The sequence below is a fragment of the Lentibacillus salinarum genome, assembly GCF_042679865.1.
Lineage (GTDB): Bacteria > Bacillota > Bacilli > Bacillales > Amphibacillaceae > Lentibacillus > Lentibacillus salinarum.
The window spans coordinates 46,957-69,564 of sequence record NZ_JBHTNH010000014.1 but is presented as its reverse complement, the minus strand read 5'-3'; the positions used below and the strand labels follow the sequence as shown (position 1 = coordinate 69,564).

The following is a 22,608-nucleotide window of genomic DNA, read 5'->3' as shown; positions in this document are numbered from 1 at the left end:
GTTGAATGGAAATACGCATAGGCCTTTGACGATAAAATTAAGCTAAGGGAGAGGGTAGTGTGGAAAAAGAAAAAATTGTATTGGCATACTCCGGAGGGCTCGACACATCTGTTGCCGTTAAATGGCTACAGGATAAATACGGCTATGATGTCATCGCGGTGGCAATTGATGTCGGGGAAGGAAAGGACTTGGATTTCGTCAAGCAGAAGGCGCTTGATGTCGGTGCTGTCAAATCATATGTCATCGATGCCAAGGAACTGTTTGCCAATGAATACGTTCTGCCTGCGTTAAAAGCGAATTTATTGTATGAAGGCAAATATCCGCTCATTTCGGCCTTGTCGAGACCACTGATCGCCAAACTGCTCGTGGAGATTGCCGAGAAGGAAGGTGCCACAGCCGTCGCACACGGTTGCACAGGTAAGGGCAACGATCAGGTGCGGTTTGATGTGGCATTTGCCGGATTGAATCCTGATTTGGATGTTGTGGCGCCGGTCAGGGAATGGTCGATGTCACGTGAAGAAGAGCTGGCATTTGCCAAAGAACATAACATTCCAGTACCGGTTGGTGTCGATAGTCCATACAGTATCGATGAAAATTTGTGGGGCCGCAGCAATGAATGCGGGGTTTTGGAAGATCCATGGGTAGAACCGCCAAAAGATGCGTATGATCTGACGAAAGATCCACTTGATGCGCCGGATGAACCGGAAGTAATCACCATTGCATTTGAACAGGGGAAGCCCGTTGCTTTGAATGGCGACGATCTCCCATTGGACGAATTGATTATGGCGCTGAATGCGACAGCCGGAAAACACGGGGTTGGGCGCATCGATCATATCGAGAACCGTCTGGTCGGCATTAAATCAAGAGAAGTGTATGAGGCCCCGGCAGCTTCGGTTCTACTTAGCGCCCACAAGGAACTGGAATCCCTGACGCTCCCGCGTGAGACGTCTCGCTTTAAACCAACTGTTGAGGAGAAATTTGCCCAGACAGTCTATGATGGGCTTTGGTATTCACCATTGACCGATGCCCTGAAAGCCTTTATTGAGGAAACGCAGCAGTATGTATCCGGTACTGTCAAAATGAAATTGTATAAGGGGCAGGCGCAGCCGATAGGCCGACAATCGGCAAATTCCCTTTATGACTTAAATTTGGCAACGTATAATGCGGATGATGCGTTTGATCATGATGCAGCAAAAGGATTCATCAAGCTTTGGGGACTACCGACGAAAGTCCACTCGTCTGTCAATGAATCTGCTAATGATCATAAGCAAGGCGTTAATGCCAAAACAGAGACAGCTAGCAAGGATGCACTGAAACAATGAAACTATGGGGCGGCAGATTCACCAAACCAACCAACCAGTTAGTGGATGACTACACGGCCTCCATTAAATTTGATAAGAAGCTGGCAGCATACGATATCCAAGGTAGTCAAGCGCACGTAAAAATGCTTAAAAAATGTGGCATTATTCCGGAAGATGAAGCGGATTTGATTGCTGACGGACTACAGGCGGTTGCCGCGAAGATCGAAACTGATCAGGTAGCACTGCATGAGGCACATGAAGATATTCATATGAATGTTGAACACCTGTTGACGGCGGAAATTGGTCCGGTCGGTGGAAAACTCCATACCGGACGGAGCCGGAATGATCAGGTGGCCTTGGATATGCGGCTGTATTTGCGGGATGTGGTGGTGGAATTGGTCCAATTGCTGACAGATGTTCAGCATGCTCTATACAAACAGGCTGAACAGAATATGGACACCATTCTGCCTGGCTACACCCATTTGCAGCGGGCTCAACCCGTCTCGTTCGCACATCACATGCTGGCTTACGTGTTTATGTTTCAGCGTGATGCCGAGCGTCTGATGGACAGCTGGAAGCGGATCAATCAAATGCCGCTGGGCGCCGGGGCGCTGGCTGGGACGACATTCCCGATCGACCGGGAATTTGTTGCCAACGCGCTTCACTTTGACGGCATTTGTGCCAATAGCCTTGATGCTGTCAGCGACCGTGATTTCGTCGTGGAATTTTTGGCCGATGCGTCCATGATTGCGATGCATCTATCCCGGCTGTGTGAGGAAATGGTCCAGTGGTCGAGCGCTGAGTTTAATTTTATTGAATTGGATGATGCCTTCAGTACCGGTAGCAGCATGATGCCACAGAAGAAGAATCCGGATGTAGCCGAACTCGTTCGGGGTAAGACCGGCCGTGTCTATGGAAACCTGACCGGTATGCTCACCATGCTTAAGGGGCTGCCGCTCGCTTACAACAAAGATATGCAGGAGGATAAAGAAGGCATGTTTGACACGGCTGAAACACTTCGGGGGGCCCTTGCATTGTTCGCCCCGATGATCGAAACGATGCAGGTCAACCGGGAAGTGATGTATCGGGCGGTAAAGCAGGATTATTCCAATGCGACCGATCTGGCTGATTATCTGACCGATAAAGGGTTGACGTTCAGGGAATCGCATGAAGTGGTCGGCGAAATTGTTTTGCAGTGCATTAACAAAAACAAATACTTGCTGGATTTGTCGCTAAATGAGTTCCAACATTTTTCGGAAGTGATCGAAGCGGATATTTTCGATGCGCTTAAACCTGAAGCAGTTGTCGATGCCCGCAAGGCTTCCGGCGGTACGGCAACGCAAAGTGTTCGTGAACAGCTGCAAAAAACGGCTGCTTTACTAAAGGAAAACGCGTATTGGCGGCAATCGAAAGGGAATATACGATAAGCAAAATGCCCGGCTGGAATATAAGCGGGCATTTTGTATGTCCTTTTATTTAATAGATGATATCAAATGTATTATAATGACATTAATCAATTCATGGTAGGTGCTGCAAAACTTAAAGAATAACGCCTGGGAGTTGATAATACTTTCGAAATGATTTAAGATGATAATGAGAATAGATTGAGAATGGATGAACTACATATCCATTTCAAACAATAGCATAATAACAGTAATTGGAGGTATCGATATGGCAGGCTCAATACTAGAGATAAAGAATCTTCATGTCGAAATTGAAGGGAACGAGATATTAAAGGGTGTCAACCTTACAATAAAAGGTGGTGAATTCCACGCAGTAATGGGGCCAAACGGAACCGGTAAATCAACACTGGCCTCAGCGATCATGGGTCACCCAAGCTTTGAAATTACGGAAGGCAGTGTTCATCTTGACGGGGAAGACGTTCTGGAAATGGAAGTTGATGAGCGGGCCCGTGCCGGTCTTTTCCTCGCTATGCAGTATCCAAGTGAAATCAGCGGTGTCACAACATCCGATTTCCTGCGTTCGTCCATTAATGCAAAGCGTGAAGAAGGCGATGAAATTTCTCTAATGAAATTCATCAAAGAAATGGATGGTGTACTGGAAGACCTTGAAATTGATAAGAACATGGCCCAGCGCTATCTGAATGAAGGATTTTCAGGCGGCGAGAAAAAACGTAACGAAATCCTGCAGCTGATGCTGCTGAAGCCGGAAATTGCCATTTTGGATGAAATTGACTCCGGACTGGACATTGACGCTTTGAAGGTTGTCGCCAAAGGCATCAATAAAATGCGCGATGAGCAATTCGGCTGCTTGATTATTACACACTATCAACGCCTGCTTAACTATATCACGCCGGACAAAGTGCATGTCATGATGCAAGGACGTGTTGTGAAGTCTGGTGGCCCTGAACTGGCCCAGCGTCTTGAAGCTGAAGGTTATGACTGGATTAAAGAAGAGCTAGGTATTGAAGACGTAAACGTTGAGCAAGAAGTCTAAAAGCAGGAGGGGTAATATGACTGTCGAAACAAAACTACCTTACGATCAGGATTATATCAGCCAGTTTTCACAAAATAAAAACGAACCGGACTGGATGCGTGAATTACGCCTTCAAGCTTTAGACCAAGCTGAATCACTGGAGATGCCGACACCTGACAAGACAAATATCACCAAATGGAATTTCAGCACATTTAAGCATGATGCACCTCAAGGTGAAAAGATTTCTTCCCTGGACGATTTACCGGAAGACATTCAGGATTTTCTTGATCAGGAAAACGTCCAGGAAAATCTGCTGATTCAGCGCAATCATACGGTTGCCTATGCAACGTTGAATAAAGAGCTTGAAGACAAAGGTGTTATTTTCACCGACATTTTCACAGCACTCACCGAGCACGAAGATCTCGTTAAACGCTATTACATGAAAGACGCCGTTTCAGTTGATGAACACCGGCTTACCGCACTGCATGCAGCATTGATGAATGGCGGTATTTTCGTCTATGTGCCGAAAAATGTACAGCTGGAACAACCGCTGCAGGTCATTTTCTGGCAAGAAGATCCTGAAGCTGCCATGTTCAACCATGTATTGGTTGTAGCGGATGACAGCAGTTCATTGACATATGTGGAGAATTATTTTTCCCAAAACCATGAACAGGAAACGGTTGCCAATATCGTGACAGAAGTGATTGCCAACAACAATGCGCAAATTTCCTTTGGCGGGGTGGATAACTTTGCAGACGGTACAACCACTTATATTAACCGCCGGGGTGTTGGCTACCGTGATAGCAGAATTGAATGGGCATTAGGTCAAATGAATGACGGTAATACGGTTTCGGAAAATGTGACCCATCTTATTGGTGAAAATGCCGTATCCAATGCCAAAACGGTTTCGGTCGGCCGTGGTAATCAATCCCAAAACTTCACGTCGCAGATCACTCACTTTGGCAAATTTACGGAAGGCCATATTCTGCAGCATGGTGTCATGCAGGATAAAGCAAGATCGATCTTCAATGGCATCGGTAAAATTGAACATGCCGCATCGAAATCAAATGCCGTGCAGGAATCACGTGTCCTGATGTTAAGTAAAGACGCCCGCGGGGACGCCAACCCGATTCTGTTGATTGATGAGGACGATGTTGAAGCCGGACACGCTGCATCAGTCGGCCGTGTTGACCCGCTGCAGATGTATTATCTGATGAGCCGGGGAATCACCCGTCAGGAAGCTGAGCGCCTGGTCATTCATGGGTTCCTCGCACCGGTTGTCAATCAGCTGCCGATTGACGCTGTTAAAACCCAGTTGAGGCAGGTTATTGAAAGGAAGGTTTACTGATGGATGTAAAAGCTATACGGGAACAATTTCCGATTTTACATCAGGAAGTGAACGGACATCCGCTGGTATACCTTGATTCATCTGCGACGTCCCAGAAACCGCGCCAGGTCATCGACGCTGTGAATGCTTACTACAAGGAAGATAATTCCAATGTGCACCGTGGTGTCCATACACTTGGCTCAAGAGCAACTGACCAATATGAAGGTGCCCGTGAGAAAGTGCGTCGCTTCATTAATGCGGCGAGTACCGCGGAAGTCATTTTCACGCGTGGCACGACGACATCGCTCAACACGGTAGCCTACAGTTATGCACGTGCCAACCTGAAAGCCGGGGATGAGATTGTTATCACACCAATGGAACACCACAGCAACCTGATCCCGTGGCAGCAGGCAGCTAAAGCGACAGGGGCAACCTTGAAATATGTATCACTGCAGCGTGATGGTACGGTTTCATTGGCTGATGTCCGTGAAACGGTAACCGAAAATACCAAGGTAGTCGCCATCACCCATGTATCGAACGTTCTTGGAACCATTAACCCTGTAAAAGAAATAGCTGACATAGCCCATCAACACGGTGCGATTATGGTCGTTGACGGGGCCCAGGGCGCGCCACATATGGAAGTTGACGTACAAGATCTGGGTTGCGATTTCTATACCTTTTCCGGCCATAAAATGTGTGCGCCAACCGGCATTGGCGTCCTGTATGGCAAGCAAAAACTGCTAGAAGATATGGAACCGGTGGAATTTGGCGGCGAGATGATTGACTTTGTTAACCTTTATGATTCAACATGGAAAGAACTCCCATGGAAATTTGAAGGTGGGACGCCGATCATCGCCGGTGCTGTCGGATTAGGAGCAGCTATCGATTTCTTGAATGACGTCGGCATGGATAATATTATCGATCATGAACAAAGACTGGCTGACTATACAATGGAAAAATTACGTACAATAGATGGTATCAGTATTTATGGGCCTGAAGAACGTGCAGCACTCGTTACCTTCAACTTGGATGATGTTCACCCGCATGATACAGCAACCGTACTTGATGCAGAAGGAATTGCTGTCCGCGCCGGGCACCATTGTGCACAGCCATTGATGAAGTGGCTGGATGTAACGGCAACAGCACGGGCAAGCTTTTATCTGTATAACAATGAAGAAGACGTTGACCGCCTTGTCGATGGACTTTTGAAAACGAAGGAGTATTTTGGCGATGTCTTTTAGCAACCTTGATACACTATACAGACAAGTGATCATGGACCATTACAAAAATCCAAGAAACAAGGGTTCTGTTGAAGGTGATGCGCTGACGGTGGATATGAATAATCCGACATGTGGTGACCGGATTCAGCTTCAATTACAGGTGGTGAATGGTGTCGTACAGGATGCCAAATTTACCGGTGAAGGCTGCTCAATCAGCATGTCATCCGCCTCCATGATGACACAGGCCATTAAAGGGAAAGAGCTTGATGACGCATTACACATGTCGAAAGCTTTTTCCGGGATGATGCTTGGTGAAGAAGTCGATACGGATGAACTGGATATGGGTGACGTTGCTGCATTGCAAGGTGTTTCTCAATTTCCGGCGCGAATCAAATGTGCAACCCTGGCTTGGAAGGCAATGGAAAAAGGTGTTAAAGAAGAGTAAGCAGCCAAAGGTCTAACACTTTTAAGGAGGTATTTTCATGGCAAAACAAGTGCCTGAAATGGAAGGGTATAAGTATGGCTTTCATGATAAAGACGTTTCGGTGTTTCGTTCCGGAAAAGGGTTAACACGTGAAATTGTGGAAGAAATTTCCAGCATGAAAGAAGAACCCCAATGGATGCTCGATTACCGTCTGAAAGCATTAGAGCAATTTTATAAAAAACCGATGCCACAATGGGGCGGCGATCTTTCCGAGCTGGACTTCGATGAGATCGTCTACTATGTTAAGCCATCAGAAAAAACTGAGAGAACTTGGGATGAAGTACCTGAAGAAATTAAGCAGACTTTTGATAAACTGGGCATCCCGGAAGCCGAGCAAAAATACTTGGCCGGTGTCTCCGCCCAATATGAATCAGAAGTTGTTTATCACAACTTGAAAGAAGACCTGCAAGAATTGGGCATCATTTTCAAAGATACAGATACAGCCCTGAAAGAAAATGAAGAACTGTTCAAAAAATATTTTGGCAAAGTTATTCCGCCATCCGATAATAAATTTGCCGCATTAAATTCAGCCGTATGGTCCGGTGGCTCGTTCATCTATGTTCCAAAAGGTGTTGAAGCGAAAACACCGCTGCAGGCATACTTCCGTATCAATTCGGAAAATATGGGACAGTTTGAGCGTACCCTAATCATAGCGGATGAAGGATCGTCTGTACACTATGTAGAAGGCTGCACAGCACCCGTTTATACAACGAATTCCCTGCATAGTGCGGTTGTTGAAATCTTTGTTCACAAAGATGCTTATTGCCGTTATACAACAATCCAAAACTGGGCCAATAATGTGTATAACCTGGTTACCAAACGTGCAACGGCAGGTGAAAATGCAACAATGGAATGGATCGACGGCAACCTTGGTTCCAAACTGACGATGAAATATCCTTCCGTTCTGTTAAGAGGTGAAGGTGCACGTGGCAACACATTGTCGATTGCCCTTGCCGGGCGTAATCAGCATCAGGATGCAGGTGCCAAAATGCATCACCTGGCACCAAACACGTCATCAACGATCGTGTCCAAATCAATTTCCAAAAATGGTGGTAAAGTGACGTACCGTGGAATTGTTGATTTCGGACGTAAAGCAACCGGTGCCCGCTCGAACATTGAGTGCGACACATTAATCATGGACAGTGAATCGACATCTGATACGATTCCATATAATGAAATCAACAATGATAACATTTCATTGGAGCACGAAGCCAAAGTTTCCAAAGTATCTGAGGAACAGCTCTTCTACTTGATGAGCAGAGGCCTCGGCGAAGAGGAAGCGACGGAAATGATCGTCATGGGCTTCATCGAGCCGTTCACGAAAGAACTGCCAATGGAATACGCCGTCGAAATGAACCGTCTAATCAAAATGGAAATGGAAGGTTCAATCGGCTAAATTGGATAGACACAAGAGCTCGCTTCGGCGGGCTCTTTTCATATTCTCCTTCATAATTATAATCGTTTGAAGTCGTGAAAAAGGGGCATCCTAAAAAAAATTTTTTTCGACTTCATGCCCCCATTTTCAAAGTTGTTTCGATTGTAATAATAGAAAGCGGTTATGTGTAAAATATCTCTCAAGACTAAGGGGATATAGGGTCTGAGAGTGAGACATGAGCGTCTGACTCTAGTCCCAATAGTAATTCAACCTGTTTCGTGCTAGTATAGATGCAGAGGTAGAGATGGAAGGGATTTGGGATTTTAGTGATTTATTTAATTTGTGTTCTCATAGCACTAATCGCCGCATTTGGCGGGAGTCTTGTCGGGCTTGGCGGTGGTGTGATACTGATTCCAAGTATGCTGTTCATGCATCATTATTCGGATGCATTCGCCTGGGCAACGCCACAGGTAATTGTCGGGCTTTCACTGATAGCGATGGTATTCACAGCATCCTCGTCAACCGTTTCCTATTACCGGAATGGACGGATACATGTTAAAATTGGCCTGTTATTTTTGACCGGTAGTATCCCGGGAGGCATAATTGGTTCCTGGCTGAATCAGTTTGTTAATACGGATCATTTCTCGCTGTATTTTGGTTTGTTGATGATTGTGTTATCCTTTCTCTTTTTACTTAAACGGGATAAACGGGAGGATAATGAACAGGAAAAACAGCAGAAGATTCCACTGGTTTCTGTTATCATCATATCACTAATCGTCGGGATTATTTCCGGCTTATTTGGCATTGGCGGCGGTGCGATCATTGTTCCGGCCATGGTCTTTCTGTTCGGCTTATCGATTCATACAGCTGCAGCCACCTCGATGTTTGTGATTTTATTCATCAGTATTATCAGTGCCGGTACACATATCGCGTTAGGCCATGTCGCCTGGGAATATGTTATCTTTTTTATCATCGGTGCGTGGGTTGGCGGGACATTGGGTGCCAAAGTCAACCAGCTGATAAAAAGTAATGTTCTTGAGTGGGTACTGCGGTTGCTGCTGATTATCGTTGGTATCAGACTGATTATCGAAGGATTGATGTAAGGAGCATGGCAATGCAGGAGAAGCTTTATGTGTACTATACAAACGATTTACATAGCAATTTTGACATCTGGCCGCAAGTTACCGGATTTTTAAAGGGAGCCAGAGAAAAAAGGATGGCAGAAAATCAGGCATGCTGGTTAATGGATATAGGTGATCATGTTGACCGGGTCCACCCAATTGCTGAAGCCTTTATGGGCAAAGCGAATGTGCAATTAATGAATGATGCCGGCTACGATCTGGTCACCATCGGTAATAATGAAGGGATTACGATGGCGCATGAAGACCTATACCATTTATATGATGATGCAGACTTCCAAGTTGTATGTGCCAATTTACATAGTATGACGGAAGCAGAACCAGAATGGCTGCAGTCAACCGTTCATCTTCAATCCGACAGCGGTATTAAAATAGGTGTGATTGGTTTGACCGCACCATTTAATGCGTTTTATGAATTGCTTGACTGGCACATTTCTGCCCCCTTTCAGACGTTGGAAGAACATATAAGCAAGCTGAAAAAATCGGCGGATATCATCATTTTAATGTCACATTTGGGGATAAGTGAAGATCAGGAAATCGCCCGCCGGTTTAAGGCTATTGACGTGATTATCGGTGGCCATACACATCACCTGCTGCGAACTGGTGAGACCGTTCATAATACACTCATTACAGCAGCCGGTAAGCATTGCGACTTTGCTGGAAAAGTGGTACTGACGTGGGACCATGATCAAAAACAGCTCGTTGATAAAACAGCAACCGTCCATGATATGACAGATCGTCCACGCGACTTGGCAACCGAACAATCATTGCACGCATTAACAGAGAAAGCAGATAACCTGCTTGAACAGACGGTCATACAGCTACAGGAACCAATCGATGTTAAATGGTTTCAGCATACCACTATCATGCAGAAACTGACGGAGACACTCCAGGAATGGACGCATGCGGATGTGTCTATGCTGAATGCTGGTGTGTTGCTGGATCAAATTCCAGCTGGAAAGGTGACGCATAAAGACATCCACCGTATCTGTCCGCACCCGATCAATCCGTGCGTGGTGGAACTCAATGGCGCAGAATTGACCGAAGCCATCCGGGCATCTATGACCAGGGATTTCACTGAGCTAAAGTTAAAAGGATTCGGTTTCCGAGGTGAAATCCTTGGCAAAATGATTTATGCCGGTCTGGACGTCCATACTGTTTTACGGGAAGATAGCAGTGAGTATGTTGAGGCTATCTACTATAATGGTGCGCCGCTTGACCCGGAAAAATTGTATAAAGTGGCAACAGCAGATACATTTACTTTCGGCCGCCTGCTTCCGGAAGTCGCCAAATCAGAAGAAAAGCACTATTTTCTTCCGGAATTTTTACGGGACTTACTGGCCTATACACTACATCATAAAATAGCCGGTTATTAGGTTTGTGACATAATGCCTCCCCAATGCATATCATATCGTGTACATGGCAAGGGAGGCATTAAATTATCATGATTACCGTCAATCCGTTGGAAGTGGAAGGCATGCATTATACAGCTGTCACTGTGGAACTGCCGAAAACAAATTTATTGGTCATTTCTAATGAAGTCGGCTACATTATGTGCGGTGCGCTGGACGTTGATCTTTTAAATAAGGTTTTGGCCGACAGGAAGGTCATTGCCGGACGCGCTACTGGTGTTAAAACGATTGATGAGCTGCTGCATGCACCGCTTCAAAAGATCACAGATGCATCAAAGGCATACGGCTGGAAACCAGGTATGACCGGGAAAGATGCGTTACTTAAAATAGCCTGAAGCAATTCTACCCCGCTTGAAACAAGCATATGCTGTTTTAAGGGGGTTTTCATGTTGAAGAAACGCATGGTTCGCAGAAGGAAGATAGCCAAAACTCCGCCTTCATTGCAGACGATTATTGTGTTAACGATGATTATCTTTGCATCTATGGTGTTACTCAGTATCCTGGTTATAGATAAAGGGATAAAACCGACCTTGGTGGATATAGCCGAAAGGAGAACAGATGAATTTGCAACACGTGGCATCAATACGGCTGTTAGGTTTGCCGAAAATTATAATTATGATGATCTGCTGAATATTACATATGATAATGAGGGTAATGTTGCCACCTATAATTGGAATTCCGCTATCGTCAGTGAAATAAACCGTGTGGCGACTGATCGGGTAGAGGAGTATTTTCGCTATATGAATACAGGAGAACCACCTGATTATGAAAATTCCTTGTTTGAACCGGAAGAATTTGAAGATACAACCGAAAATCTCCCTCAGAAAGATCCGACGGTCGTGGAGATCCCGCTGGGTCAGGCCACCGGAAATACGATTTTGGCGAATCTCGGGCCGAGGATTCCGGTTAATATGGAATTCGTCGGAAATGTCCGCACCAATATTGTCCGCGACGATGAACCGCTCGGATTGAACGGTTCATGGGTGTCATTGTATGTCGAAGTCGAAGCGGATGTCCAAATTGTCATCCCATTCATGACGGATGTGACGACGGTTTCAACAGAGATTTACATCGACGGCGGGGCGCTTATGGGCGATGTTCCTGATTTTTATGGTGGAGGTGATGGGGAGAATCCGTCCATTTCCGTACCGAAAGATGATTTGCAGAATGATGAATAGCCTGGTACTATATTGGCGGATTGGATACAGGCATACAAAAGATGAGCAATAACGATCAGTCCTTCCAGTCATGCTGGAGGGGTTTTTTTCTAAAAAGTTGAAAGAGTCATTTTCGTAAAAAGATCGCTTTTGCTACAGGGCAAAGCATGTACTGGATTTTTTCAAAAATCTGTAAATAAGCCTTTGACATAGTCGGAAAGTACCGGTATAATACATACATAAATATCAGAATAAATTAAATAATTTCAAGATTATGGGAGGTTATGGAATGGAAACACGTTCGCAATGGGGAACACGAGCAGGTTTTATCATGGCTGCAGTGGGGTCTGCAGTCGGACTGGGTAACATCTGGCGCTTCCCGGCAACAGCCTTTGAAAATGGTGGAGGAGCATTTATGGTTCCTTACCTTGTCGCGCTGTTAACAGCCGGTATCCCGATTTTGATCATGGAATTTACCATGGGGCATAAATATCGGGGTTCGGCACCGTTGACGTACAAAAAAATGAACAAAAATACGGAATGGATCGGCTGGTGGGGTGTATTAGTCGCATTCGTTATTTCAACCTATTATTCCGTCATTATTGCCTGGGCAATATCGTATTCGATTTTCTCATTTAACCTGAATTGGGGGTCGGATACTGAAGGGTTCCTGTTCAATAATCATCTGGAATTGGCTGACCCCGGACAGTTTGGCGGCTTCGTGCCCGGCGTACTTATACCATTAATTATTGTTTGGCTGATTGTTTTGGGTGTTCTTTACCGAGGTGTCAAAAAAGGTATTGAAATGGCAAACCGGATTTTTATCCCGGCGCTGGTGGTTGTTTTTCTAATTATTGTTATTCGCGCTGTTACGTTGCCCGGGGCTTTTGAAGGCCTGAATGCATTTTTTACACCGGATTTCAGTGCCATAATGGATGGTCAGGTATGGGTGGCGGCATATGGGCAGATATTCTTTAGTATGTCGATTGCCTTTGCGATTATGATCACGTATTCCAGTTATTTACCGAAAAAATCAGATATTACCAATAATGCATTTATCGTTGGCTTTGGTAACTCCAGTTTTGAACTGTTGTGCGGTATCGGGGTGTTCTCGGTATTGGGCTTCATGGCTGTGCAGCAGAGTGTCCCGGTTGATGAGGTTGTGGCAGGCGGCGTTGGGCTGGCATTTGTCGTCTTCCCGCAGATTATCAACCAGTTTCCGGCCCTTAACGAATTATTCGGATTTCTGTTTTTTGGATCGCTCGTACTTGCCGGGTTATCATCGCTTATATCTATTATCGAGACATATGTGGCAGGATTGTCGGATAAATTTAACATTTCCCGGCAAAAAGCTGTTTTGTTCGGTGGCGGATTTGCTGCATTGGTTTCCTTGGTATTTGCGACACGCGGCGGATTAAACTTCCTGGATGCCGCAGATTACTTTATTAACCAATTTGGTGTCGCATTTGTCGGATTGGTTGAAGTTGTATTGATTGCCTGGATTTTGCGCAAGCTTGGTGAATTCAGGGAACATGCGGATGGCATTTCCGATCTTAAGCTTGGCGGCTGGTGGACATTCAGTTTAACTGTCATTACACCAATTGTATTGCTAATTACCATGATCGACTTGTTCAGGACGAACTTACTGGGTCTTTTTGATACGGAAAATGGAAACTATGAAGGCTATCCGGATGCGTTTATCCTGTATGGCGGCTGGTTTGTTGCTGCCGGTGCATTGGTCGTCGGTATTATTATGGCGCTGTTGAAATGGAAGGGGTCCAAGGACATGAATGAAAACGAAACACAGAATACCGGGGAGGCGAAGTAATATGACTGGTGGAGCTATCACGTTTATGATCATTTCCATGCTGATTATTTGGGGAGGTTTAGCAGCAAGTATTACGAATGCTGTGAAAAAAGGTGCAGATAGAAAATAGCTTCAATAAATGACGCCACATTAATAATGTAGCGCCAGTCAAAAATCTAAGAGCCTTTACCTTCGTGGTAGAGGCTCTTGTTGGTTTAATCCTGAACTTCGCTGTACGAAAAGTTGTTGATCGAAATGACGGTGTCGGCGCATGTTTATGAATCTGATTCCATTCGTTTCCATCGCTGTAAAAAAGGGAACGGATCAAATGACGTTTCACTATACCCATTGTCTTGGTATAAGCCATAATGCAGATGTGGCGGAAATTTGCCGGATGTACCGGGCGGGCCGTAACCGGTTGATCCAACTTTGCCGAGTAAGTCACCTGGCTTGACGACCTGACCAACTTCAACATCATCATACCCGCTCATATGAGCGTAATAATGATACACATTATTGATATCCCGGATCCCAAGGCGCCAGCCGCCGTATAAGTTCCAGCCTTTCATTTCAATGACCCCGTAAGTTGTCGATTTGACCGGTGTCCCATAATCCGCAAATATGTCTGATCCCTCATGTATTCTAAGTCCGCCAAATCCACGGCGGTCACCCCAGTTGTTTTCCGAAGTGTAATTATAGTTGGTGTCGAGCGGAAAAGCGCGATCTGTCAATTTTATCCGGTTAAATGTTTTGAAGACTTTGGCTGTATTCATGATGGTTTGCACGGTTAAATCGCGTTTATAGTGATTCCAGAGTGCAATTTTCACTTCATCCCGGGATGGCCCATACGCCAGTAATATATTTCCCATCGTGTATAGAACATCTTCCGGGTTTTCAGGATCTGCTTTATTGTCCCCGTTCCCATCTTTGCCTTTTCCCTGAAAAAATTGGATAATACTTTCATCTTTTATCATGGAACTATTACCAACCCCGTACCACATTTCATCGGGTATGGCTATGGAAACAAGCTGATCATCTTTATTTTCTTCGGAGCTGTTTCGTTCGTATTGGTCAATGGCGGCCAGATAGTACCACGGGATTTGTGTCAGTGCTTCTGTTTTCTTATAGAGAGCCATTCGTTTTTCGTACAAGTCCTGTTCTTCCTCTGCTTGTACAGGATAAGCAAGCATACCGGCCATGAAGAATGCTGCCAACAGTAAGATCATTTTTTTTGGCATTGGGCACACCTCCCTTAGAGTGACACCTCTTAGATGGGGTTTGGACCGCCATAATCTCCAATCCTGCTGTCGGTCATTCATTTAATCCCTGTGGGGACTCCTGCATGCGTTCGATGATTTGATTGATCGTATTGTCGTAGTCATCATCCTGTATACGGGAGTTGTGTAAACTTTGAATATCGTGGATCAGTGTCTCATTATCGGACTCATAAATGTCGAAGTACCCCGGTAAGATGGAAGTGGCTGTCTTATTGACGATGTCCACCGCTTTATCAGATTCTAGATCGTCTGTTTTACCGTAAGCGATGAGTGCTTTATCATCCGTTACAAGTGTTGCTGCTTCATTAAAGCCATTATTCTGTAAAATGATGCGTGTAATCATATTTGCAAGGCTTGTCCGGTCGATATTAACAGTATGCTGCTCTTCATCTTCGTTATCGATTTGTTCTTTGGTATAATGGACATAACCCAATTTATCATCGCCGGATGGGTTCGATGGTGTGTTCTCTTGCTCCGGGTTCAGTTCATCAACGATCTGATCGCGTTCTTCAGCCTGATGTCGCTCATCATCTGCCGCATTGTTTGTGCCGCCGCACCCTGCTATCGTGATGGCTGTCAACAATGAGATTGGCAAAAGCAATTTTCTGTTCATGACTGTCCTCCTCTTGTATCCAAAATGTCTTTCCACCTTAGTTTGGTTGATCCAGATGAAATCATACAGCAAATTTGCCGAAAATATTGGTGGGATGCTGCCGGCGTGTGGTAAACTAAGGGTGTAATGGGGTGATGACATGATCGAAGTACAGGGGAAAACATACGAGATAATTGAAAATGAAAAAGATGGGTTCCATGAAGAACACTTGAGGGAACGATTTTCAGACATCCTGTCCAAATATGATTTTGTTGTCGGTGACTGGGGCTATGATCAGCTGCGGTTGAAAGGGTTTTATGATGACCAGAACCCCAGGGCCGGTTTCGATACAAAAATAAGCACATTGGATGATTACTTATACGAGTATTGCAATTTTGGCTGTGCCTATTTCATCATGAAGAAAGTGGATATATGAGAGCAGTCGTTCTTACGGGAACGACTGCTCTTATTTATCATCCGGGTTTTCTTCACCTGGTTCATCGTGAATTGGGTGTGCACCGGGTGTCTGTCTTGGCAGATCATCATGCAGTTCTTTATTCGGGTAAACAAAAGCACTTTCACGCTTCTGTCCTTCTTTCCAAGGTGTCGATTTACTGCCCTCCAGTTCATCATCATTTATTTCTGAACCGAACGGACCTTCTGGAAATTCTTCAGGAATTAAATTGTGCTGATTCCTGACATTTGAGAAATCACTGTATTGTTTCTTGTCTTTTTTGGCCATTTCTGTTCACCCTTTCCTAATGCTAGTGTGTCTCGATTAGCTGATATTATAGCACCAATATCATCCAAATTTAGTTTGAATTCAGTATAAATGTGAAATATTTCCAAAAATAATTCGCAAGAACTATATTTTGTACAATGAGTACCAACTTTACACTTAGCCAGTTACAATCGCAAAAAAGCACAGTGTTAAGGGGAATAGCAAATTCAGAAAGCAAAATTTCAGGTTTGGAAGATAAGATTTCACGATTACAACAGGCTTCAAGCCAACTGGCAACAAGTATTTCAGAGTTGGAAACAATAAAGGGCTCTATTGATGGTTTGACGATTGACGCAGGGAGATGGAAGGGTAAGGAAGAAAATAGTTTTGAAGAAAATTACAGTAGTTACAAAGATAGTGTTAAACGTTTTGTCTCCAAAACAGAAGGCGCCAAAGATACAATCGATCAGGATATTAAACGGTATGAAGCAGATAAGGCGGCCTATTCAACAGGATTAAGCAATTTGGAAGATACGCTTAATTCACTTGAAACCCAGATAAGTCAAGAGCAAAAGGAGTGATATAGATGGCAGAAGAAGTAGGTATCAACATGGGTGAATTTCGATCCAATATAGCAACATTAAGGTCCTCGGCATCCAGTATAGAAAGCGGTATTAAAACGAATCGTACATTTGATAAAACGACTATCAAACCATTTACAAAAGACCTGGAAAACGTGATTAAAGCGATTGAATTGCTGCAAAAATATCAAACGCTGCTGGATTCGGACATTGATACATTGGAGCAAACCGGAGAGAAGATGAAGGAAAATGACGAGAGGCTGGCTCAAGCAAATCCTGGTATAATGGGGCCACAGCCGATACGCTAATTGAGAAGGGGGGATATAAATGGGGCATAAAGTGGATATTTCCGAGGTTACTGAATTATCGGATGATTTAAAAACTGCATCTGAGGATATTAAATCAAGCCTGAATCGTGTTGACGAAAGCATTGATAAGATGACTGCCATGAGTTCTTTTTCTGGAAAGACGGCCAAAGAAGCAAAAAATTATTTTAATGATCTTCATAAAACGATTTTAGAATCGTTTGACAGCTTATTCAATTACCTTGATGACCATTTAAAGAAACATTTGCAGACATTCCAATCAAGAGTTGATGCAAGTGAGTCTGCGATTATTGAGAGTGATTATTTAAATGATACGGAAGCGGATGTAAATGATGATTACGACCGTTTAAGCGAAGGGCAGGAATCTGTCAGAGAGACAATCAGTAGTGTATCAGATATTACCAGTGCAAGACATTCTAACTCCTCGACCCTTGATGCGGATAAGGCTGATGTCATTAAAACGATAACAAATTTAGAGGAAGATTTAGACTCATTTACAAGTGAAGGCAATCAGGAAATTTCACAAACAGAGGATTTGCTGCATCAAATTGAAGTGGCGATAAATAATGCTGGCGCCGTAACTGGTCAAACACGATTTACTGATTACAAAGGTAATTCCGCAACGGTCGGCTTGCCAGCGTTGAAGGGTTATATAGATGAAAAAACGGAAGAGGCCATAGAGAATCTTGATCCCGACGCTAAGGCATGTGTGGAAAAGGCCGTTGAGGATTACAAAAATGGTATTATTAATAAGGAAACACTTGATAGTATAAAATCAGGTGTAATTGCATCAGGAACCGCATTTTTAACAGGTGCTGCAAATAAATATGTAACCGGTAAGGTATCGGAACAAGTTGCATCATCTATCGTTCAATGGGCACAAAGGAATACATCCTTTTTTGTAGATAGAGGGTTAGTCGCTGCACCGGTAACCGGTAATGTGACCACATTTACTGAATCACCATCAATATTGTCACAAGCAGTACGCACTGGGGCAAGATATGGTGTGCCAATTGTGGGTTCAGCTATTGATTTTGGCATACAGGTTTCCCAGGGAGAAGATCCAACAGACGCGGCAATTAAAACAGCTGGACATTTAGGAGCAGGTATGGCAGGTGCAGCAGTTGGGACTGCAATTGGTGGGCCAATTGGAACTCTGGTTGGCTTTGGTATAGGTGTTGCAGGTAGTGTCGCTTTCGATTTTGTGTACGACAATAAAGAGAAAATAGGCGAGGCCATCGGTGATGCTGTCTCAGGTATCGGCGATGCTGTCTCGGGATTAGTTGGTTGATGGTTTAGGCTCATGTTTCGGATAAGATAAGTTGAATTTGGGAGTGAAATAATGAAAAATAAATTGATACCAATTTATAGAGAAAAGGAACTTTATACACTTTTTTATGATAAGGAACATACTGAATTATATAAAGTTCAGCATCGAAAGAAAACATATGTAGTGTACATTATGCTGTTTTTAATCGTGATATATGGATCAGACTTTGCTGATCGTTTTTATAGTCAAATTCAAAGTACTTTTTTAAATATAGCTATGGTTATGATTATGTTTGTGCTTAGTTATTTCATAGGATTAATCATATATCGTAATTATTACCTGGAAGATACGGCACGTCCTGTGTTTTTTGACCCAGAGTACTTAGAAGAATTAGCCATTAAAGGAAAGAAACAGTTACGTATAGAATTGTTTGGATGTGGTTTGGCAATTCTTTTAGCTATTGGTGGTTTCGGTTTTTTTCTGCTAATCCACCAAATCGTGTTATTGATTATCGGTGGTGTAGGGATAGCAGCCTTATGGGTTCTTGTTTTTATGAAACCCGTTGAAAGGGTTAAAGTTCTTAAAGGTTTTAGAAAAAAAGAAATAGAGTTATAGAGAATAATCAAACTGTATAAATAAGGTGGTGTAAGAATGGCTATATTACCAATTGGTAGTGTTGTGCGATTGAAGAATGGTGATATCAAACTGATGATTTTAAATAGAGCACCATTATATAATCAAAAGGGTGTTATCGGATATTTTGATTACTCGGCATGTATCTATCCCACAGGTAAAGTGGAAGAACAAGTCTATTTCTTTAATAGTGAAAACATTGGGGAAGTATATTTCAAAGGATATGTTGACGAACAAGAAGAACTGTTCCAAAAACAGTACGAAGAAAAAATGAAGGATATTCAATATCCAAAGTTTACAGTAGAGGATTAACATGTGCTCATTAAGTTTGGATATCCAAACGCAAGTATGTAGCTTTGGCTTTTGAACGACAAAAGTACATGTATCCTAAACAGGTGATTGCTGGTTCCCACAACACATGTTTAGTGAATTGCGAGGTACATGTTGTATATAAAAATACAAGATATCGTATACTGATCATTGATGGTCAACCTTGTATACTGGACAATACCATGGAAAGAAAAGGGAAAATATTATAAGATCTGGATAGGCTTGGATTGGGCCGGCAACAAATAAATAAAGGTTGGGACTGGACAACGGAAAAGATTGGTGGTGGATGGAATTGGTCAGGCGATCAATTAGATAATGCTGGCGAGCTTTGATTAGTGATCTTGATGATCCGTGCAGCAAACGAAAGTCAAGACAACTTAAAGGAGATTGATTCTCAGATTATGAAAATGGATGCTGGTCAATTAAAAATGGTCGAGACAGAAGAAATAAGTGAGTCCCGAAACATATGGGATCAGTATTCCTTTACAACTAGGAACAAGTCTTATATTATCACTGAAATAGGCAGGTAAACCTTGATATAATTTAGCAGACCTGCAATCCATAGCTGTAGTTGACTTTTGATGAATGGTTATGTGGCTGATAAGAGCGTCATAGGAACGACTCTGGAACTCCTTTTGAAGTTTCAAAAGAGACTTTGTCGTTTTGAAGAAAACTTCAATGTCCCAGCGTATACCGTAAATTCGGATGATTTCCTGGTCGCTTAATCTGCAGTCTGTACTTAAAATCGCCAGCCACTCACTTTTCTTATTTCAGTTACAGACGAAAACGACTATGATAGGCACCATTGGCCTGCGTTGTGTGGATGGAGCGTAAAATGCCCTTTTTCCCATCAGTGGGGGCAGCCAGTCGATACAGCTCATCCAGGCTAATGCGCTTGCCATCTACGAGGTAACGCTGCTTTAATGATTTTATTAATCTGTCAGCAATAAAAACTACAGCATATCAATTGTTGTTGTTGTGGTACCATATCGAGGTTACAGCTTACTTAGCGCCTAAGTAGTTCATGATGATCCATAAGAAAATCGGTTTGTCACCATTGCTTCGTTTTGTTGACGTGTGGTTACTCTATAGATATTTGGTGGTGATCCAAGTAACATTTTATATCTTTTGGATAAAATAGTGTGGAAATAACTTTTACTCATCAAACCCTACAAATGGAATATACTCGCCTCCAGGGTGTTGCGATTTGCTTCCGAAGTACAAGGAAGTACAGCTGTCGATAAAGTCACAAGACAAGGAAAGCTCGGCAACGATACATCGTAAGAGAAAAAGTGTTTCCCTTTTTCAATCGTGGCGGTTTTAGTCGACCAGGAGTCTTGCATATCCCATTTGCTGGTTAATCATTTACGCTTTTCCACACAATACCGCTCCTCAAATAACTAACTCATATTTAGCTAAACATTAACCAACTGAAGAAATGTCTGTATCGTCATCCTCTTTGTCAGTTTTTCTAATTCTCTTCGCTTTGGCAGCTTGAAACATTATTAAGAAATATATACCTATTACTACGTAACCAATCGCATACTCAGGTGAGGCGTTAAAGGCTAATGCAGGTGCGTGAATAATCCCGATAAAGGATAATACCGTTCCTGCAAAAGAAAACATTGCTGCTCTAAAGAAATCCATATCTATTATGTGCACGACAATAGCTCCTAAAATGATACCAGAGATAAGAGCACCTTGCCCGAACGGTATAATAGACACAGATATATCATTAACGACTGCTCCTGCATCATCTTCAAAACGTGTCGCAATATAGTTGGCGAAATAAGGTAACATGGCTACAGCAATAGCAGGAAAATACTTTTTATCCGAAGTCTGATAAGCTGTGACAATCATAGATAAACCAACAAAGACCATGATTGGAGCGATAGCAGATATAGGTATAACAGCTGATATGACTGCAATTAGACCAAATATAGCTGCAAATATATATACAACACCATTTATAATACTGTATCCACGTCCTCCACCCATCCATTTAGCTCCTGTTGAAGCCATATAGACAGTTGTCGGAAATGCCCCACCAAATAATGGCCCAATGATTGTCCCTATTCCATCAACAGCCATGCTTTCTCTCACATCATATTTGTCTCCTAACGACGAAACCGCTTCCACATTATTCATCGTTTCAATCGCATTATATATCGTAATCGGCAGAACGACAGCCAGTATAGATGCAGCAGAACCAAAAAGCAATCCCATTCCCTCAAAACCAGCTAATGTAGGAATGAAAGAATATATTCCAAACTGAGAAAGTCCTTCTCTAATCTCATCAACACCAACATATCCTAAAACATAAGCTAATACGGTTCCTGCGACAATTGCGAAAAGAGATGTCGGAATATTAAATGGCATCGCTATTTTAGCAAATATCCCAACTATTAAAAGCATAAATACAACAAGGCCAACTACTGGAATCTCAAATGTATTAAACATCATTTCCCCAGCAATAAATGTAAATGCAAGACCAGCTAAAGTACCAAGCATAGCTGCTCTCGGGATGTTTCTATGAATCCACTTTCCGATGAATCCCATTAACGCCTCAACAACACCACTTATTATACAAGCAGCAGCTGCTATTTTCCAGGCTAATTCATGACTATCTGTTAGTGCTAAAGCAGGTGCCATTACGCCAAACAAAAACACAAACATAGGTGGTGTACTAATACCGTACGATAAAGCTGTCACATCTGTTCTATTTTCATTTTTCGCTAAGCGCTTTGCTGTATATGCATAGTAAAGATTACCTGCTAAAACAGCAACAGCTGCTCCAGGTACTACTTTGCCAAATACGATTTCTGTGGGAAAGCCCATACCTAACATTGAAACCGTTATAATAACAAAGTTTGCTAAGTTGTTTTGAAACAACGCAAAGAATGCATCCATGTCTTCTTTTTTAAACAAAGGATAATGTACAGCAGTTTTATTCAACTTCATTCCCTCCTATTTAATGGTTGCTGGATAACATTAATGTTTTTCTCAGTAAAAGTTAGTAAAAATCAATCGTACAAACCTGAAGCATGTCTATGATGATCTGCTTTATTATTTCACACGTTCACCCCCTTTAAATAATAAAAACCGCAGATTTAATTAGTGTTTAATAATAAACTAATTAAATCTGCGGCTTCTTAAATACCGTTGAACAGGATTTAAACAGCCTGCATATTTAAATGAAAGAACATGAACGCTTTACGAA

At 43.1% G+C, this 22,608-nt stretch carries 23 protein-coding genes and 1 pseudogene; 19 read left to right on the top strand and 5 right to left on the bottom strand.

All coding sequences use genetic code 11. From position 1 onward, the window contains the following. The first annotated feature begins 59 nt into the window (after positions 1 to 59). The 13 genes from ACFQ4A_RS07370 (at position 60) to ACFQ4A_RS07310 (ending at position 13,788) form a co-directional block, all read left to right on the top strand. Positions 60 to 1,322: an argininosuccinate synthase gene (locus ACFQ4A_RS07370; protein ID WP_382399092.1), complete on the top strand. Its 1,263-nt coding sequence runs from the start codon at positions 60 to 62 to the stop codon at positions 1,320 to 1,322. Next, a complete protein-coding gene (gene argH / locus ACFQ4A_RS07365) occupies positions 1,319 to 2,728 on the top strand; it encodes an argininosuccinate lyase (protein ID WP_382399090.1) in 1,410 nt (469 codons plus the stop codon). The genes ACFQ4A_RS07370 and argH overlap by 4 nt, the downstream gene beginning before the upstream one ends. Positions 2,729 to 2,972: 244 nt before the next feature. Further along, the gene (gene sufC / locus ACFQ4A_RS07360) at positions 2,973 to 3,758 is read left to right on the top strand and encodes a Fe-S cluster assembly ATPase SufC (RefSeq protein WP_382399088.1); all 786 of its coding nucleotides are present in this window, start codon (positions 2,973 to 2,975) and stop codon (positions 3,756 to 3,758) included. Between the two features lie 16 nt (positions 3,759 to 3,774). After that, on the top strand, positions 3,775 to 5,085 hold the full coding sequence (gene sufD, locus ACFQ4A_RS07355) for a Fe-S cluster assembly protein SufD (protein ID WP_382399086.1): 1,311 nt from the start codon (positions 3,775 to 3,777) through the stop codon (positions 5,083 to 5,085). After that, entirely contained in the window at positions 5,085 to 6,305 is a 1,221-nt protein-coding gene (locus ACFQ4A_RS07350) for a cysteine desulfurase (RefSeq protein ID WP_382399084.1), read from the top strand. The genes sufD and ACFQ4A_RS07350 overlap by 1 nt, the downstream gene beginning before the upstream one ends. After that, positions 6,295 to 6,729 (top strand): Fe-S cluster assembly sulfur transfer protein SufU, encoded by a 435-nt coding sequence (gene sufU / locus ACFQ4A_RS07345; protein ID WP_382399082.1) that lies wholly within the window; start codon positions 6,295 to 6,297, stop codon positions 6,727 to 6,729. The genes ACFQ4A_RS07350 and sufU overlap by 11 nt, the downstream gene beginning before the upstream one ends. Positions 6,730 to 6,766: 37 nt before the next feature. Next, complete coding sequence (gene sufB / locus ACFQ4A_RS07340) at positions 6,767 to 8,164, top strand: Fe-S cluster assembly protein SufB (protein WP_382399080.1); 1,398 nt, start codon at positions 6,767 to 6,769, stop codon at positions 8,162 to 8,164. A 305-nt stretch (positions 8,165 to 8,469) separates the two neighbouring features. Further along, complete coding sequence (locus tag ACFQ4A_RS07335; protein WP_382399078.1) at positions 8,470 to 9,246, top strand: sulfite exporter TauE/SafE family protein; 777 nt, start codon at positions 8,470 to 8,472, stop codon at positions 9,244 to 9,246. A gap of 11 nt (positions 9,247 to 9,257) precedes the next feature. Beyond that, a complete protein-coding gene (locus ACFQ4A_RS07330; RefSeq protein ID WP_382399076.1) occupies positions 9,258 to 10,658 on the top strand; it encodes a bifunctional metallophosphatase/5'-nucleotidase in 1,401 nt (466 codons plus the stop codon). Positions 10,659 to 10,726: 68 nt separating this feature from the next. Beyond that, entirely contained in the window at positions 10,727 to 11,029 is a 303-nt protein-coding gene (locus tag ACFQ4A_RS07325; protein WP_382399074.1) for a YunC family protein, read from the top strand. A gap of 51 nt (positions 11,030 to 11,080) precedes the next feature. Beyond that, the gene (gene yunB / locus ACFQ4A_RS07320) at positions 11,081 to 11,872 is read left to right on the top strand and encodes a sporulation protein YunB (protein ID WP_382399072.1); all 792 of its coding nucleotides are present in this window, start codon (positions 11,081 to 11,083) and stop codon (positions 11,870 to 11,872) included. 268 nt (positions 11,873 to 12,140) lie between these two features. Continuing rightward, on the top strand, positions 12,141 to 13,679 hold the full coding sequence (locus tag ACFQ4A_RS07315; RefSeq protein ID WP_382399070.1) for a sodium-dependent transporter: 1,539 nt from the start codon (positions 12,141 to 12,143) through the stop codon (positions 13,677 to 13,679). A gap of 1 nt (position 13,680) precedes the next feature. Then, positions 13,681 to 13,788 carry a methionine/alanine import family NSS transporter small subunit gene (locus ACFQ4A_RS07310; protein WP_135111307.1) on the top strand — a complete coding sequence of 36 codons (108 nt, stop codon included), beginning with the start codon at positions 13,681 to 13,683 and terminating at the stop codon, positions 13,786 to 13,788. Positions 13,789 to 13,933: 145 nt separating this feature from the next. On the opposite strand, the gene ACFQ4A_RS07305 is transcribed toward ACFQ4A_RS07310, so the two are convergent. After that, positions 13,934 to 14,896 (bottom strand): M23 family metallopeptidase, encoded by a 963-nt coding sequence (locus tag ACFQ4A_RS07305; protein WP_382399067.1) that lies wholly within the window; start codon positions 14,894 to 14,896, stop codon positions 13,934 to 13,936. Positions 14,897 to 14,969: 73 nt separating this feature from the next. Continuing rightward, entirely contained in the window at positions 14,970 to 15,548 is a 579-nt protein-coding gene (locus tag ACFQ4A_RS07300) for a YhcN/YlaJ family sporulation lipoprotein (protein ID WP_382399065.1), read from the bottom strand. Between the two features lie 139 nt (positions 15,549 to 15,687). Here ACFQ4A_RS07300 and ACFQ4A_RS07295 point away from each other — a divergent pair, with 139 nt between their 5' ends. Beyond that, on the top strand, positions 15,688 to 15,963 hold the full coding sequence (locus ACFQ4A_RS07295) for a YutD family protein (protein ID WP_382399063.1): 276 nt from the start codon (positions 15,688 to 15,690) through the stop codon (positions 15,961 to 15,963). A 30-nt stretch (positions 15,964 to 15,993) separates the two neighbouring features. On the opposite strand, the gene ACFQ4A_RS07290 is transcribed toward ACFQ4A_RS07295, so the two are convergent. Continuing rightward, a complete protein-coding gene (locus ACFQ4A_RS07290) occupies positions 15,994 to 16,269 on the bottom strand; it encodes a hypothetical protein (protein ID WP_382399061.1) in 276 nt (91 codons plus the stop codon). A gap of 137 nt (positions 16,270 to 16,406) precedes the next feature. Here ACFQ4A_RS07290 and ACFQ4A_RS07285 point away from each other — a divergent pair, with 137 nt between their 5' ends. The 5 genes from ACFQ4A_RS07285 to ACFQ4A_RS07265 are packed head-to-tail and all read left to right on the top strand — an operon-like array spanning position 16,407 to position 19,370. Then, positions 16,407 to 16,829, top strand: a complete 423-nt coding sequence (locus tag ACFQ4A_RS07285; RefSeq protein WP_382399059.1) for a YwqH-like family protein — start codon at positions 16,407 to 16,409, stop codon at positions 16,827 to 16,829. A gap of 5 nt (positions 16,830 to 16,834) precedes the next feature. Beyond that, positions 16,835 to 17,137: a TIGR04197 family type VII secretion effector gene (locus tag ACFQ4A_RS07280; RefSeq protein WP_382399057.1), complete on the top strand. Its 303-nt coding sequence runs from the start codon at positions 16,835 to 16,837 to the stop codon at positions 17,135 to 17,137. Positions 17,138 to 17,156: 19 nt separating this feature from the next. Beyond that, entirely contained in the window at positions 17,157 to 18,446 is a 1,290-nt protein-coding gene (locus tag ACFQ4A_RS07275; protein ID WP_382399055.1) for a T7SS effector LXG polymorphic toxin, read from the top strand. 51 nt (positions 18,447 to 18,497) lie between these two features. Further along, entirely contained in the window at positions 18,498 to 19,040 is a 543-nt protein-coding gene (locus ACFQ4A_RS07270; protein WP_382399053.1) for a hypothetical protein, read from the top strand. A 36-nt stretch (positions 19,041 to 19,076) separates the two neighbouring features. Next, on the top strand, positions 19,077 to 19,370 hold the full coding sequence (locus ACFQ4A_RS07265) for a DUF4176 domain-containing protein (protein ID WP_382399051.1): 294 nt from the start codon (positions 19,077 to 19,079) through the stop codon (positions 19,368 to 19,370). 520 nt (positions 19,371 to 19,890) lie between these two features. On the opposite strand, the pseudogene ACFQ4A_RS07260 reads toward ACFQ4A_RS07265, so the two are convergent. Together ACFQ4A_RS07260 and ACFQ4A_RS07255 are read right to left on the bottom strand one after the other, a co-directional pair. Continuing rightward, positions 19,891 to 20,146, bottom strand: a pseudogene (locus ACFQ4A_RS07260) (hypothetical protein); the annotation flags it as partial. Between the two features lie 664 nt (positions 20,147 to 20,810). Continuing rightward, on the bottom strand, positions 20,811 to 22,343 hold the full coding sequence (locus ACFQ4A_RS07255) for an NCS2 family permease (protein ID WP_382399049.1): 1,533 nt from the start codon (positions 22,341 to 22,343) through the stop codon (positions 20,811 to 20,813). Positions 22,344 to 22,608: the final 265 nt, after the last annotated feature.